Origin of the sequence: Pseudomonas sp. WC2401 (assembly GCF_041200115.1) — a bacterium.
GTDB classification, from domain to species: Bacteria; Pseudomonadota; Gammaproteobacteria; order Pseudomonadales; family Pseudomonadaceae; genus Aquipseudomonas; species Aquipseudomonas fragi.
In genome coordinates this window covers 1,667,052-1,682,375 of record NZ_CP165623.1, presented here as the reverse complement: position 1 = coordinate 1,682,375, position 15,324 = coordinate 1,667,052, and the positions used below count along the sequence as shown (strand labels likewise).

The 15,324-nt window shown below is 58.9% G+C and carries 15 protein-coding genes; 6 read left to right on the top strand and 9 right to left on the bottom strand.

The window, feature by feature from the left end:
* Positions 1-43: 43 nt before the first annotated feature.
* The 3 genes from AB3G35_RS07720 to treP all read right to left on the bottom strand — a co-directional run bounded on the left by AB3G35_RS07720 (position 44) and on the right by treP (position 4,563).
* A complete protein-coding gene (locus AB3G35_RS07720; RefSeq protein WP_016779641.1) occupies positions 44-1,267 on the bottom strand; it encodes a carbohydrate porin in 1,224 nt (407 codons plus the stop codon).
* Between the two features lie 142 nt (positions 1,268-1,409).
* A complete protein-coding gene (gene treC / locus AB3G35_RS07715; RefSeq protein WP_106116243.1) occupies positions 1,410-3,056 on the bottom strand; it encodes an alpha,alpha-phosphotrehalase in 1,647 nt (548 codons plus the stop codon).
* A gap of 64 nt (positions 3,057-3,120) precedes the next feature.
* Positions 3,121-4,563 (bottom strand): PTS system trehalose-specific EIIBC component, encoded by a 1,443-nt coding sequence (treP, locus tag AB3G35_RS07710; protein WP_016779639.1) that lies wholly within the window; start codon positions 4,561-4,563, stop codon positions 3,121-3,123.
* 197 nt (positions 4,564-4,760) lie between these two features.
* On the opposite strand from treP, the gene treR reads away from it, so the two are divergent.
* Positions 4,761-5,465 carry a trehalose operon repressor gene (gene treR, locus AB3G35_RS07705; protein WP_106116244.1) on the top strand — a complete coding sequence of 235 codons (705 nt, stop codon included), beginning with the start codon at positions 4,761-4,763 and terminating at the stop codon, positions 5,463-5,465.
* A 123-nt stretch (positions 5,466-5,588) separates the two neighbouring features.
* Here the strand turns inward: treR and AB3G35_RS07700 are convergent, their stop codons facing one another.
* Positions 5,589-6,245, bottom strand: a complete 657-nt coding sequence (locus AB3G35_RS07700) for a trypsin-like peptidase domain-containing protein (RefSeq protein WP_106116245.1) — start codon at positions 6,243-6,245, stop codon at positions 5,589-5,591.
* A 302-nt stretch (positions 6,246-6,547) separates the two neighbouring features.
* On the bottom strand, positions 6,548-7,105 hold the full coding sequence (locus tag AB3G35_RS07695) for a hypothetical protein (protein ID WP_203304639.1): 558 nt from the start codon (positions 7,103-7,105) through the stop codon (positions 6,548-6,550).
* Positions 7,106-7,221: 116 nt separating this feature from the next.
* On the opposite strand from AB3G35_RS07695, the gene AB3G35_RS07690 reads away from it, so the two are divergent.
* The 4 genes from AB3G35_RS07690 (at position 7,222) to AB3G35_RS07675 (ending at position 8,869) form a co-directional block, all read left to right on the top strand.
* The gene (locus AB3G35_RS07690; protein ID WP_106116247.1) at positions 7,222-7,533 is read left to right on the top strand and encodes a hypothetical protein; all 312 of its coding nucleotides are present in this window, start codon (positions 7,222-7,224) and stop codon (positions 7,531-7,533) included.
* Positions 7,534-7,638: 105 nt separating this feature from the next.
* Entirely contained in the window at positions 7,639-7,950 is a 312-nt protein-coding gene (locus tag AB3G35_RS07685) for a hypothetical protein (protein WP_106116248.1), read from the top strand.
* A 24-nt stretch (positions 7,951-7,974) separates the two neighbouring features.
* The gene (locus tag AB3G35_RS07680) at positions 7,975-8,301 is read left to right on the top strand and encodes a hypothetical protein (RefSeq protein WP_016779633.1); all 327 of its coding nucleotides are present in this window, start codon (positions 7,975-7,977) and stop codon (positions 8,299-8,301) included.
* 25 nt (positions 8,302-8,326) lie between these two features.
* A complete protein-coding gene (locus AB3G35_RS07675; protein WP_106116249.1) occupies positions 8,327-8,869 on the top strand; it encodes a hypothetical protein in 543 nt (180 codons plus the stop codon).
* 160 nt (positions 8,870-9,029) lie between these two features.
* Here the strand turns inward: AB3G35_RS07675 and guaA are convergent, their stop codons facing one another.
* The 4 genes from guaA to AB3G35_RS07655 form a co-directional block, all read right to left on the bottom strand.
* Positions 9,030-10,607, bottom strand: coding sequence for a glutamine-hydrolyzing GMP synthase (gene guaA, locus AB3G35_RS07670; protein ID WP_016779631.1), 1,578 nt, complete (start codon positions 10,605-10,607; stop codon positions 9,030-9,032).
* Positions 10,608-10,710: 103 nt separating this feature from the next.
* Positions 10,711-12,180 (bottom strand): IMP dehydrogenase, encoded by a 1,470-nt coding sequence (gene guaB / locus AB3G35_RS07665; RefSeq protein ID WP_016779630.1) that lies wholly within the window; start codon positions 12,178-12,180, stop codon positions 10,711-10,713.
* A gap of 294 nt (positions 12,181-12,474) precedes the next feature.
* On the bottom strand, positions 12,475-13,023 hold the full coding sequence (locus tag AB3G35_RS07660) for a sugar ABC transporter ATPase (RefSeq protein WP_083369794.1): 549 nt from the start codon (positions 13,021-13,023) through the stop codon (positions 12,475-12,477).
* Between the two features lie 94 nt (positions 13,024-13,117).
* Positions 13,118-13,864 (bottom strand): sulfite exporter TauE/SafE family protein, encoded by a 747-nt coding sequence (locus AB3G35_RS07655; RefSeq protein WP_016779628.1) that lies wholly within the window; start codon positions 13,862-13,864, stop codon positions 13,118-13,120.
* 80 nt (positions 13,865-13,944) lie between these two features.
* Here AB3G35_RS07655 and xseA point away from each other — a divergent pair, with 80 nt between their 5' ends.
* Positions 13,945-15,324, top strand: coding sequence for an exodeoxyribonuclease VII large subunit (gene xseA / locus AB3G35_RS07650; RefSeq protein ID WP_167380444.1), 1,380 nt, complete (start codon positions 13,945-13,947; stop codon positions 15,322-15,324).

Below are 15,324 nucleotides of genomic sequence, written 5' to 3'. Positions count from 1 at the left end.
GATTCAGTTAAATGCCGATGGAGCGCGAGCCCCGACAGCTCGCTTACTTCCACCAGTACTCGACTTGCAAACCGGCGTTGGAACCGTGTCGGGCCGAGCCAAATGCACCGCTGTCGGACAGCGCCGAGCCGGCGTCGAACTCATTGGCCGCACGTTGCGCGGCAGCGTTCCAGCTGGCATAGGTGTAATACAGGCGCACTTCCGGGCGCGTCCAGAAACCCGGGCCCTTGGGGGACCAGGTGGGCGCAAAGGTGAACTTGCTCAGCTTGCGCGTACCATCTGCGGCCTTGACCTGGTCATGGCCCAGCTCGGTAACCAGCTTGAACTGCTCGCTGATCGCATAGGTGGGGCGCACGCCCAACGACAGCCACTCCTGATTGCCGCCGTCGGGGCGAAAATCCTTCTGGTACACCGCCTCGACCTGCCCGCCGAAACGCGGCGTCACTTGCCAGTCGAAAAACTCGACAATCCGGTAGCGCTTGCTGCTGTTATCCAGACGAAAGTCGCCGGTATAACCCAGGCCGGTGCCCGACCCTTCGCCGTACTGCACGGCAAATTTGTTCTTGCCCCCCAGGAACTCGCTTTGCACATGCTGCGCGGTAATGGCCCAGCCACTGTGGGCATCGGTGCGCTCGGGCTTGTCCAGATAACTGAGGCCCAACTCCAGCTGACCGCCAGGGTTGGTGTTGAAACCGGCGACGTTGAAGTCGTGACGGGTGACGTAGTTTTCCTGGTAGAGGTTGTCCTTGCGCGACAGGGCGTAGCTGTACTTGAGGCCGCCGATCAACACGTCCTCGATACCGGCACCGGTCGCACTCTGGTTCCAGTAGTAGAAGTCGGAAATATGGATATCGTTACGCTTGTAGTAACGACGTCCGGCCCACAGCGAACCGCCGTTGAGGCTCGGCAGATTGGACCATTGCGCATACAACTGCGGCAGGCGTGCCGAACCGTTGTCCCCCTGAAACGTCAGCTGGCGATCGTACTGGTTGTACAGCGAGGCCATGCCATCGACGCTCAGCACCGAGCCATCGTCGAAGCTGTAGACGTCCTGGCGCAGTTCCAGCTCGGCGTATTGTTCGCACTCGTTGCCCAACCGGTACTTGGCCTCGGCGCCGGGCAGCTTGAAGCAGGATTGCTTGCCGCCGTTGAGCGAGTTGCCCACGCCACTGCGCAGGTACCCGGCAAACTCCAGGGCGTTGACAGAAAGTGGCGCCAGCAGGCACAGGCTGGCGATACAAATGCTGTGGTTGAGTGAAGATTTCATTGCACGACCTTTTTTATTGTTATGTGATTACAGCCATATTTCTGTGGGAGCGGGCTTGCCCGCGATAGTCACACCGTGTTGATTCAGGCCTGTCGAGTTGCCTGAATCGCGAGCAAGCCCGCTCCCACAGAGGAATCCAGCTTCAGGTGTTCAGGTGCAGCACGAAAGACTCATAGGGCCGCAGCGAGATCCTGTTGCTGCGCACCGGGCAGTCGTCGTAGTTGCTGATCAGCAGCCGCTGGCTCATGTCCGCGGCAATCACCCCTTCAGGCAATTCGAAGTCGCAGGGCGTGCCGTAGAAGTTATTGATCACCAGCAGACGCTCGCCAGCGCCCTCACGCACATAGACCCACACCTGCTTGTGCTCGGGCAACAACAGACGGTATTCACCGTGTTTCAGCAACGGCTCTGCGCGACGCAAGGCGATCAAGTGACGGTAGTGATGCAGCACCGAAGCCGGGTCATTGCGCTGGTCTTCAACGTTGATAAACGCCGCGTTGGCGGGGATGCCAAGCCACGGCTCGGCGCTGCTGAAACCGGCGTTGGGCTGAGGGTCCCATTGCATCGGCGTGCGGCCGTTGTCCCGCGACTTTTGCTTGATCGCGGCCATGCACTCGTCGTGAGGCACACCTGCTTCACGCTTGAGGCGATAGATATTCAGGGTTTCGACATCGCGGTACTGCTCGATATGTTCGAACCCCGGATTGGTCATGCCGATTTCTTCGCCCTGGTAGACATAGGGCGTGCCTTGCAGAAAGTGCAACGCGGTGGCCAGCATCTTGGCCGAGACCACGCGGTGTTCGCCGTCATCACCAAAACGCGAGACCACACGGGGCTGGTCGTGGTTACACCAAAACAGCGCGTTCCAGCCGCCACCCGCCTGCATGCCGGTTTGCCAGTGCGACAGGATGCCCTTGAGCTGCAGGAAGTCGAAATCAGCCCGCTGCCACTTTTGCATGTTCGGGTAATCGACCTTCAGGTGATGAAAGTTGAAGGTCATCGACAGCTCCTCGCTGTCGGGCCGCGAATAACGGATGCAGTGCTCAAGGCTGGTGGACGACATCTCGCCGACGCTGACCAGATCGTGGCCGGCAAACACTTCGCGGTGCATTTCCTGCAAGTACTCATGCACGTTGGGGCCGTCGGTATAGAAGCGGCGGCCGTCGCTGTCGTCCTGGGGGAAGTGCGCCGGTTTCGAGATCAGGTTGATCACGTCCAGGCGGAAACCGCCCACGCCCTTGTCCCGCCAAAAACACATCAGTTTGTAGACCTCGGCACGCACCTTGGGGTTGTCCCAGTTGAGGTCGGCCTGGGTGTGGTCAAACAGGTGCAGGTAGTACTGGCCGGTTTGCGCCTCGTATTCCCAGGCCGAGCCACCGAACTTGGATTCCCAGTTGTTTGGCTGGTCGCGCCAGATATAGAAGTCGCGGTACGGGTTGTCGAGGCTGCTGCGCGCCTGCTGGAACCATTCGTGCTCGATGGAGGTGTGGTTGACCACGATATCGAGCATCAGCTTGAGGCCGCGGGCACCGGCTTCGCGGATCAGCAACTCGCAATCGGCCATGCTGCCGTAGCTCGGGTCGATGGCGTAGTAATCGCTGATGTCATAGCCGTTGTCACGCTGGGGCGAGCGTAAAAACGGCGTCAGCCACAGGTAGTCCACACCCAGCCACTGCAGGTAATCAAGCTTGTCGACCACCCCGAGCAAGTCACCGGTGGCGTTGCCCGCGTGGCTGTGAAAACTTTTGGGGTAGATCTGATAGATCACCGAGCGCTGCCAGTCTTGCATGGGGTGTTCCTTGCTTGGACGTTGTAGCCGCTGCCGAAGGCTGCGACTACAGAAAATGGATGTGCTACGCCACGCGATAGCCGGGGCGAATGATTTTCAGGCTCAGGGCACAGGTCAGGACAAACGGCACGACAATGGCCATCAGCATGCCGATCACAAACATCGGGATGTACTGCGGAATGATCGAGATAAAACCGGGCAGGCCGCCAACCCCGATGGCCGAGGCCAGCACCTTGTTCAGTGACAGAAAAATGCTGCCCAGCGCCGAACCGACCAGCGCTGCATAAAACGGAAACTTGTAGCGCAGGTTAATCCCGAACATCGCCGGTTCCGTAATACCGAAATACGCCGATACCGCAGAGGTCGAAGCCATGCTGCGCTCACGCACATTGCGGCTCATGTAGAACACGCCGAGCGCCGCGCTGCCCTGGGCCAGGTTGGACATGACGATCATTGGCCAGATAAAGGTGCCGCCGTGGTTGGCAATCAGCTGCAGGTCCACGGCAAGAAACATGTGGTGCATACCGGTGATCACCAGCGGTGCGTACAACAGCCCGAAAATCATCCCGCCAAGCACTGGGGCCACATCAAACAACAGCACCACGCCCTCGGTAATCAGGATGCCAAGGTGACGGGTCACCGGGCCGATGATCGCCAGCGCCAGCACGCCTGTAATGACGATGGTGGTGATGGGTACCACCAGCAGTTGAATGGCATTGGGCACCCGCGCCCGCAGCCATTTTTCGATCACGCTCATCACATAGGCGGCCAACAGGATCGGCAGGATCTGCCCCTGGTAGCCCACTTTCTCGATCTGGAACAGGCCCAGGATATTGAAGTACGGCAGGCTCTGGCCCTCCAGCCCGGCCACGGCCTTGCCGTAGTTCCAGGCATTGAGCAGGTCGGGGTGAACCAGCATCAGGCCCAGGACGATGCCAAGGATTTCGCTGCCACCAAAGCGCTTGGCCGCCGACCAGCCCACCAGGGCAGGCAGGAATACGAAAGAGGTGTTGGCCATCAGGTTGATCAGGCTCCATACCCCGTCCAGTTGCGGATAGGCATCGAGCAGGGTTTTGCCATCGATAAACATGCCCTTGGCGCCGAGCAGGTTGTTCACGCCCATCAGCAGGCCGGCAATGATCAGCGCCGGCAGGATGGGCATAAACACATCGGAGAACACGCGCACCAGGCGCTGCATGGCGTTGGCCTTGTCGGCGCCCTGCTGCTTGACGTCGGCGATGGTGGCAGCGGCCAGGCCGGTCTGCTCGCGCAGGGCAGCGTAGACCTTTTCGACTTCGCCGGGGCCGATCACCACCTGGTACAGGCCGCCGGTAAAGAAGGAACCTTTCACCAGATCGATCTGGTTAAGGCTGGCGCTGTCCACCAGGCTCGGGTCTTTGAGCGCCAGGCGCAAACGCGTCACACAATGCGCGGCCTGCTCAACGTTGGCGGCACCACCAAGGCTGTGCAACAGCTCGCTGGCGATCTGGGAGTAGTCGTGGCTCATGCGTGGTCTCCGCTTGAATTTTTATTATGGAGCGTCGCTGTGGCAGCACCGCCGAAGCAAAAAAATACTCGTCTGTACGAGTTAAAGCAACAACTGGTACAGACGAGTTAGTGATTTTTCTTCCGCGGGCTTGCGCTGCCTTCCCTCCAGCCCTTAAGGTTCCGGGCCCCGAGCCCAATCGGCATAGAGCCTTCGTCATGACCAAATACAATCAGATCTACACCGATCTGCTTGCCAGCATTACCACTGAACGCCTGGCCCGTGGTGCCCGCCTGCCGTCCGAAACCGAATTGATGGCCAGCTACGGGGCCAGCCGCGGCACGGTGCGCAAGGCCATCGAACAACTGCAGGAGCGTGGCTTTGCCCAGAAAATCCACGGCAAGGGCACCTTTGTATTGTCATCCAGCCCGATCGAGTTCCAGCTGGGCGGTATCGTCAGTTTTCAGGAGACCTACCCGCGCCTGGGTGGCAACGTCAGTACCGAGGTGGTGGAATTCACCCGATTTCCGCTCGAAGGGGCGCTGTGCGAAAAGTTCGATGTTGAAGCGGGCAGCCTGATCACCCGGATCAAGCGGGTACGCCATATTGATGGCAAGCGCGTGATTCTGGACATCAACCATTTTCTCAGCGACCTGATCCCGGGGCTGGATCAAGCCATTGCCGAGCACTCGATCTATGCCTATATCGAGCAGACTCTCAACCTGCAGATCAGCTATGCCCAGCGCACCATCGAAGCGGTGCCGCGCAGTAAAGACGACCAGCAGCACCTGGACCTCGATGGTCAGAGCCATGTGATAGTGGTGAGCAACCAGACGTTCTTGCAGGATGGGCGCCAGTTCGAGTACACCGAGTCGCGGCATACGCTGGACAAGTTTTACTTTTCGGATGTGGCGCGGCGCTGACATCAAAAGCACCCCAGCCCTCTCCCGGAGGGAGGGGGCGCCGGCTGGTGGTGCTGCACAGATCTGCTTTGGCTTTTAGCCCCCTCTCCCTCCGGGAGAGGGCTGGGGTGAGGGGCTCTTGAATTACTTGGCCACAAACTTCGAACCACGCCCTCCATCAAGCTGTGCCTGCAACATCCCCCATTCCCGCGCAATGATCGAGTACGGAATAAAGATGCTCACCCTCTGCGCGCCCTTCAACTCGGGCAAAGTAATCGCACTGTTCAGGCTGGTCGAATAAAAACCGGCATTGATCCCCACCACACAACCGTCACTGGCGATTACCGGCCCACCCGACATGCCCTTGACCAGCGGGGCATCATGGATGGCATACAGGTCACCGCTACGTTCTTCGGTATTGCTGAAGGGTGTTTTATAAACCTTGCCCTTGCCCGTTGTGGTCACAAGGTAAGGGCTCACGCCCACGGCCGTAATGCTCTCGCCCACGCGCGATGCACGCCATGCCGGATAGCGGCCGTTAGCTTTGTGCTTGATAAAGACCAGATCGCAGTGTGTGCTGCAACGGTACGCAACGTTGGGGATAAAGGGCGTGTGCCCTGTGGTGACGGCGTAATCTTCATTCCATTGCACGGCCGAGGCCATATACATGAACGGTATGGGAAATCCCGAAAAGACAGCAAAGTACGAGTCATTAACAGACGCCGACATGTCTGGCTTCACGAATCCGTTGCATCCTGCAGTGACAACTCCTATTAACAAGTAGGCCATGATCTTGATCATGATAAATCACCGACTTATAGGGAGGATGCAACTGGCTTTTATTGTCAGTATTTTGACTTCAGCAAAAACAGCACGTCTAACCAATTGTTTTGGTTGAAGCCTGTATTATTTATGGATGAGGTTTTAATAACGCGTATGAATCAATCGAACTAAGCTCAATTGCTTTTCGAGCAATAGCGACGTTCAAATAATTGGCGTCGAAAATTTGATGATTTCGAACACCGGCCACAAAAAAGGCGATCAACACCAAGAGTTGATCGCCTTTTTCACATCAAAACGGACTCATGCTCTTTTTTGCTGAGTCAGTTTGCGACGCCATTATTTTTTTGAACGCCAACGGTTTTGCGCTCACCGGTTGCGCTGACTTCATACACGTTCATGACCCAAGTGTCGGCGATCACGGTTTCAACCACGTAATTCTTCTTGGCTTGTGGCGTGAATTGCTGCGCAACAGGCTGCTCTTTGTCGAACGGCGTAGGCATTGGAATACCGTTGAAGGTGAACTGCTTGGCCTTGACCGTCCCTTCCACGTGCACCACTTTGTCTGCATCGACCAGCTTGCTGATGCTGTCAGTGCCACCGCCAATTCTCTTCAGATAGGCCGGTATGCGTTTGAAGTAAGCAGTGTCATAAACACGATCACCCGCGTCATCCATTCGACCGTCGGAATACCCGTACATGTAACTGACAGGGTGATCACCCTCCCCGCCGATGGTACGGAAGGTCAAGCTGGCTTGATGGTCACTCATGGCCAGTGGCACTACCGGCGTTGAAGTGAGATCACCCGCCTTACGGCTACTGCAACCGGTCATCACAAGGGCGAGCGTGATTGCTAACGGAACTGCCAGATATGTTTTCATTCGATCCTTGAACAGTCTATGAGAGGGATCGTATGGAACCATTGGTTGAACGAAAGTTCCCTATACGATATCGGCGCATCGCTCTCTACCCGCGTCAAATCCCAAGGAATAACGCCATGTACACCAAGAGCCTGCTGCTGAGTGTTTGCGCTGTGTTACTGGTTGGCTGCACAGGCAGAGGCTTTCAACCGCCACCAGGGGACTACACACAGTGGTACAAAAAGGGGGTCACCCAATCAGGCGTCGACAACGCCATGCGTGCTTGCGGTTATACCAATCTTGATGGCGTGGGAGATACCTCGCCGATTGATGTTGTACTGACCCGGTTCTACTGCATGAAAGATGCAGGGTTCTCGCGCAGGGATAAAATCGACCTGTGCAAGCTAGGCCGTATTGGCGAATCACCCGTATGCGAAGGCCGCCGGTAATGATCGCTCACACACTCCGCGCGGGAATGCGCAGGCCTTTCTAGAAAAAGAGTCAGACTGCGGCGTGTCACAGGTTGTTCCAGTCATATCATGAGGGAGGACGCCATGTTTACCAGGAACCGGCTGTTGAGTTTTTGCGCTTTGTTACTGGTTGGCTGCACGGGAAGGGGCTTTCAACCGCCGGCTCCGGATTACACAAAATGGTACAAGGAGGGCGTATCGCAGACCGGGATCATTGCTGCGATGCGGGCGTGCGGATATACCAATGTTGATGGTGCAGGAGACAGGTCGCCAATCGATGTGAGGTTACTGAACTTCTATTGCATGAAAGACGCAGGCTACAAACGCAAAGATAATTTGGACATGTGCAAGCTCGGTCGTATTGGAGAATCGCCGGTGTGCGACGGCCGCCGTTAATCCGTCACCAAAAGGACACAGGGAATGAACAATCTACGCAACGGACTGTATGGTGCCGCATTGGCCCTGGCGGCAACAGCACTGGGCGGCTGCGCCTCCTCGACCGCGATCACCGGCGAACCCGGGGTCAACATGGGGGACAGCTATCAAAAGGTGCTTGAAGTGGTCAGCCGCAACAATACCGTGACCAAGCAGGTGGAGGGTCAAGGCTTCCGGGCCGAGGGTTACTCGGCAATGTTCAAGGACTGTCGCACCAAGTACTTCCTGTTCCAGGACGGCGATGGTTTGCAGCGCGTGTCCTATGAACCTGCACCGCACCTGTCAGTCAGCCAGAACTGCCGCCAGCCTTAACCTGCCCCTGCGAGTCGATTGCCTGATGAGACTGTTCACTGTAATCCCCGCCGTTCTGCTGGCGCTCAGCGGCTGCGGCCAAGTGGCAAACGTGCGTTCGCTGTCCACCGGCTACATCCCCCCGCAGAGCGGCGAGACCGCCCGTATTCGCCTGCTCACCGACGGCCTGGTGCGCGCCGTGCCGGGGCGTGACTGCCTGGACTGGAATGTGCCGGGTGCGGGGGTGATGGCGTCGGCGAAATCCGGTTTCCCCGACCATAACGGCGAAAACCTCGGCATTGCCGGGCCTATCTATTCGTTGGCTGGTGCAGTCTCGTCAGAGCTGGTAGTGCCGGCGAACAAACCGATTGCGCTCCATTACCTGGGGCGCCTGCAATATGCCCGGCAGTGCGCCAGGACCATGACCTTCGTACCTCGGCCCGGGGTGGATTACCAGGTGCAGGCATCGATGTCGGCAGACTGTTCATTCCTGCTGGATCAGCTTTCAGCTGACGGCATGCAATGGGTAGCTGTCGAGCCGAAGCCTGATGGCAAGGTGCCGATGTGTCACGCGATGGATAACTTCTAGCCCGTAATCAGCGCGGCTCCATGACTAAGCCACCTGAACACGCTGCCTGGCGATGCCCAAAGTCGCCAGGATTTGCCAGGCCCAAAAAGCCAAAAGCCCGCAATTAAGCGGGCTTCAGGGTGTTCTTGCTAACGGATTCCGGACTATGCCGGACGCCCGATTATTCCCACTCGATCGTTGCCGGCGGCTTGCTCGACACGTCATAAGTTACGCGGGAGATGCCTTCGATTTCGTTGATGATCCGGCCGCTCACGGTTTCCAGCAGCTCGTAAGGCAGGTGCGCCCAACGTGCGGTCATGAAGTCGATGGTTTCTACGGCACGCAGGGCAACAACCCAAGCGTAACGACGGCCATCGCCTACAACACCAACCGATTTGACCGGCTGGAACACCACGAATGCCTGGCTGACTTTGTGATACCAGTCGGCCTTGCGCAGTTCTTCGATAAAGATATGGTCAGCACGACGCAGGATGTCGGCGTATTCCTTTTTCACTTCACCCAGGATGCGCACGCCCAGGCCCGGGCCCGGGAACGGGTGACGGTAGACCATGTCGTACGGCAGGCCCAGTTCCAGACCCAGACGACGGACTTCGTCCTTGAACAGCTCACGCAGCGGTTCAACCAGCTTGAGGTTCATTTCATCCGGCAGGCCGCCCACGTTGTGGTGCGACTTGATGACGTGAGCCTTGCCGCTCTTGGCGCCAGCCGACTCGATCACGTCCGGGTAGATGGTGCCCTGGGCCAGGTACTTGATGTTTTCCAGCTTGCAGGATTCGGCATCGAACACGTCGATAAAGGTACGGCCGATGATCTTGCGCTTTTTCTCCGGGTCGCTTTCGCCAGCCAGGTTGTTCAGGAACTGGTCGGCAGCGTTGGCGCGGATCACCTTGACGCCCATGTTCTCAGCGAACATGGCCATCACTTGCTCACCTTCGTGCAGGCGCAGCAGGCCGTTGTCCACGAATACGCAGGTCAACTGGTCGCCGATGGCCTTGTGCAGCAAAGCTGCCACCACCGAGGAGTCAACGCCGCCGGACAAGCCCAGCAGTACGTTGTCGGTACCGACCTGGGCACGGATGTTGGCAATGGCGTCTTCGGCGATTTTCGACGGCGTCCACAGGGCTTCACAGCCGCAGATGTCGAGGATAAAGCGCGACAGGATACGACCGCCCTGCTTGGTGTGGGTCACTTCCGGGTGGAACTGCACGCCGTAGTAGCCGCGCTCGTCGTTGAACATGCCAGCAATCGGGCAGCTTGGGGTGCTGGCCAGAATGTGGAAGTCGGACGGCATCTTGGTGACCTTGTCACCGTGGCTCATCCACACATCCAGGCCGAACAGGCCGTCGGCGTCGATATGGTCTTCGATGCCGTCCAGCAGGCGGCTTTTGCCAACCACGTCGACGCGGGCATAACCGAACTCGCGCAGCTCGGAACCTTCAACCTTGCCGCCCAGTTGCTCGGCCATGGTCTGCATGCCGTAGCAGATACCGAAAACCGGTACGCCCAGGTCAAATACAGCTTGTGGGGCGCGCGGGCTGCCGGCTTCGTGTACCGACTCCGGGCCACCGGCCAGGATGATGCCTTTAGGGGCGAATTCGCGGATCGCTGCGTCGTCCATGTCGAACGGGTGCAGTTCGCAGTAAACGCCGATTTCGCGCACGCGGCGGGCGATCAGCTGGGTGTACTGGGAACCGAAGTCCAGGATCAGGATGCGGTGAGCGTGAATGTCGAGGGCCATGACAAAATCTCGATTAATTTCAGAAACGACACGGGGCTGAATCAAACAGCCCCGGTGATTTAATTCGTATCGCACCCGGGCGTGAACCCGGGCGCGACCACTATCAACCTACGCGATAGTTGGGTGCTTCCTTGGTGATCTGCACGTCGTGGACGTGGGATTCAGCCATGCCAGCGCCGGTGATACGCACGAACTCAGGCTTGGTACGCATTTGCTCGATGTCGGCACAGCCGGTGTAACCCATCGAGGAACGCAGACCGCCCATCAGTTGGTGAATGATCGCCGTCAGCGAGCCTTTGTACGCCACGCGACCTTCGATACCTTCCGGCACCAGCTTCTCGGCACCCGCGGAGGAGTCCTGGAAGTAACGGTCAGAGGAGCCCTGGGACTGCGACATTGCACCCAGCGAACCCATGCCACGGTAAGCCTTGTACGAACGGCCCTGGTACAGCTCGATTTCGCCTGGTGCTTCTTCAGTACCGGCAAACATCGACCCCATCATCACGCAGGACGCACCGGCAACGATGGCCTTGGACAGGTCACCCGAGAAACGGATGCCGCCGTCGGCGATCAACGGTACGCCAGTGCCTTCAAGGGCAGCGGCCACATTGGCAATTGCGCTGATTTGCGGAACGCCAACACCGGCAACGATGCGGGTGGTGCAGATCGAGCCAGGGCCGATACCGACCTTGACTGCGTCAGCGCCGGCTTCAGCCAGGGCCAGGGCAGCAGCGCCAGTGGCGATGTTGCCGCCAATGACCTGAACTTCAGGGAAGTTCTGCTTGACCCAACGTACGCGGTCGATCACGCCTTTGGAGTGACCGTGGGCGGTGTCGACTACTACCACGTCAACGCCGGCAGCCACGAGGGCGGCCACGCGATCAGCGGTGTCCTTGCCGGTGCCGACCGCAGCGCCCACGCGCAGACGACCCTGGTCGTCCTTGCTGGCCAACGGGTAAGCCTTGGCTTTTTCGATGTCGTTAACGGTCATCATGCCTTTGAGGGCAAAGTTGTCGTCGACGATCAGCACGCGCTCGATGCGGTGCTTGTGCAACAGTTCGCGGGCTTCTTCCTTGTCGGCGCCTTCCTTGACCGTGACCAGACGCTCTTTTGGCGTCATCACGTCACGAACGGTAGCTTCCAGACGGTTTTCAAAGCGTACGTCACGGGACGTCACGATGCCGACCAGGTCGCCATTGTGCAGTACCGGAACGCCGGAAATGTTGTGCTGGCGGGTCAGTTCAAGCAGTTCACGTACCGTGGCATCCGCCTCGATAGTGATCGGCTCTTTAACCACGCCGGCTTCGAAACGCTTGACCTTGCGAACTTCGTGAGCTTGCTGCTCGATGGTCATGTTCTTGTGGATGATACCGATACCGCCTTCCTGAGCCATGGCGATTGCCAGACGGGCTTCAGTTACGGTGTCCATTGCAGCGGAAACCAGCGGAATATTCAGTTCAATGCCACGGGTCAAACGAGTCTTTAGATTGACTTCGTTCGGGAGAACCTCGGAATAACCGGGGACGAGAAGGATGTCATCGAATGTGAGTGCTTCTTGGCTGATACGCAGCATCGCTGGGGCTCCCGAGCGGGAAAATGGAAGCGCGCCATTGTACTCAAAACACCCGGCTCTCTCAACGGAAACCTTTAGAGAGTTTTGCGCTAAGGGCCAATGATTTATTGACTCTCAGGACAGCAAGTGGGCAAAAAACCCTCTGTGGGAGCGCAATACAGTTCACTTAAGAGGAACGCAGTTCAAGTGTGGGAGCGGGCTTGCTCGCGATGGTCTTCAGAGCACCGCATTTACTCAGTAAATACGCGTCATCGTTAACGACCATCGCGAGCAAGCCCGCTCCCACACCATCGGTCACAGTTCGACCTTCACCCACGCCACCGGCTGGTCGAGCCAGTCGGCGAACTCGTCGAGAAAGCTTTGCTTGAAGCCCGCTTCGGCCCAGTTGTTGAAAATAAAACCCAAATTGGAGAACGCACACGCCTGCAAAAACAGAAAACCGTTGATGTCGTCTTCATGGGCGCACAACGGGCAGATGAAATTGTCGGTACGCCCCGGCATCCAGTCTTCGAGGCTGTCGAACAGCGCCTCGCCCACTTCCTTGCGGCACTCGGCGCAACCGGCTTCTTCAAGAAAGCCTTTGGCCGGCGTATAGATGCAACGCTTGGTGATGATCTCCAGGCCATTGACCGGCTCACCGAATGGCAGCGCCTCGGGGTGCAACACCACCTCACGGGCACCGGGCGCGATGGCATAGGCCATGCCATTGCCCGTACGGCCGCAGGTGGTGAGCTCTTCTTCGATGATGTTCTTGCGCACCAGCCAGCGCACGATGGCCCGGGCACGCGGCTCATGCACCGGCAAGGTGGAGATTTTGGGAACGATGATGCTTTGCGAATTCATGGGGACGGCACATGTACGTGAGATAAGGGCAACACACTGGATCTGTGGGAGCGGGCAGGATCAGGCGCGCAGCTTAAAGCCTCGCCCCGCAAGGTCAAGCGCTCAGGTAACGCGCGATCAGCGCAATACCGCTGGCCAGCACCAGCCACGTTACCAGCCGCACAAACGCCTCGCGGGACAATTTGCGCGTCAGCCGTCGGCCAATCCACAGCCCCAGTGCCATCGCCGGCAACAGGCAGGCGCCCAGCAACAGCAACGCGCCGTCGGCATATACGCCCGCAAGTACAAACAGCGTCAGGCGCACCATGGTGCTGCAACTGATCAACGCACTCTGGGTGGCGCGGGCTGCGTCCTTGGGCAAGCGTGCATTCAGATAAAGCGCATACAAAAAACCGCCACTGCCAAACAACGCCCCAAACAATCCACCCGTGATCCCCGTGGGGATGGCCCAGCCAGCAGCGACCTGTGTCGGTTTCACCTTAACGGCCAGGCTGTACAAGGCGTAAGCCGTGATAAAAAGTCCCATCAACAGCAGCAACAGGTCGGACTTGAGGTTCAGCAAAAACCCTACGCCGATCACACAACCAATCGCCATGCACGGCAGCAAGCGCAGCAACTCGGGCCGCGCCACATCCCGACGCGACGGCAGCCAGTTGCCAAATGCCGCGACAAAATCCAGCAGCACCAGCAGCGGGATGATTTTCGACAGCGGCAGGCACAGGATCAGCAGTGGCCCGGCCACCAGCGCCGTGCCGAACCCGGCCACACCAAAGACGATATAGGCCAGGGCAATGGCCAGTTCCAGCAACACCCACTCACCACCACTGAACGGCAACTCCATTGCTCTGCTTCCTTGTTTTAAGTGCGCAGACTTCTATCAGACAGGTGCAGTGATAACAATCCGCCCTTATGATGGCCCGCATGATTAAAGACCCCTTTGCAAGACTCAATCTCGACCGGGAAGTCCTGACCGTCAGCCAGCTCAATGGCCGGGCGCGGGTGCTGCTCGAAGACGTATTCAGCAATATCTGGGTAGAAGGCGAAATCTCCAACCTCGCCCGCCCGGCCTCTGGCCACGTGTACTTCACCCTCAAGGACAGCGGTGCCCAGGTGCGTTGCGCACTATTTCGCAACAACGCAGCACGGGTGCGTCAGGCACTCAAGGACGGCCTGGCGGTCAAGGTACGCGGCAAAGTCTCGCTATTTGAAGGCCGTGGCGATTACCAGTTGATCCTCGACACCGTGGAACCCGCTGGCGACGGCGCGCTGCGCCTGGCCTTCGATGCGCTGAAGGAAAAACTCAGCGCCGAAGGCCTGTTCAGCCCCGAGCGCAAGGTCGCCCTGCCCGCTCACCCGCAGCGCATCGGCATTGTCAGCTCGCCCACCGGGGCCGTGATTCGCGACATCATCAGCGTGTTCCGCCGCCGGGCGCCGCAAGTCGAACTGACCCTGATCCCCACCGCCGTACAAGGCCGCGAAGCCACGGCGCAGATCGTCCGGGCGCTCAAACTGGCCGATGCACGGGGCTTTGATGCACTGATCCTGGCCCGCGGCGGCGGCTCGCTGGAAGACCTGTGGTGCTTCAACGAAGAAGCCGTGGCCCGCGCCATCGATGCCTGCGTCACGCCCATCGTCAGCGCTGTCGGCCATGAAACCGACGTGTCGATCGCCGACTTTGTCGCGGATGTACGCGCCCCTACCCCGTCAGCCGCAGCCGAGTTGCTGGCCCCGGACTCCAGCGACCTGCAACGGCGTATCGACAGCCTGCACCGCCGGCTGGTGATGCGTATCCGCGACCGCCTGATGCGCGACCGCTTGCGCCTCGACGGCCTGGCGCGACGCCTGCGCCACCCCGGCGAACGTCTGCGCCAGCAAGCCCAGCGCCTGGATGACCTGGACATGCGTATGCGCCGGGCTTTCGAGCGCAGCCTCAACACCCGCCGCGAACGCCTGATCCGCCTGGAAACCCGCTTGGCCGCACAGCATCCGGGCCGCCAGCTGGCCATGCTGCGCCAGCGCCTGGACAGCCTCGCCGAGCGCTTGCCCCGAGCCATGCGTGAAGGCCTCAAGGCGCGCCGCATGCAGCTGCACAGCCAGATGCAGACCCTGCATGTGGTCAGCCCGCTGGCCACCCTGGGTCGTGGCTACAGCATTCTGCTCGATGAAAAGGGCAATGCCATCCGCAGCGCCGCGCAAACTCAAAACGGTCAACGCTTGAAGGCCAGGCTGGGCGAAGGCGAACTGCAAGTGCGCGTCGAGGACAATCACCTCACGCCCGTCACCCTTTCTTTACTGGATTAA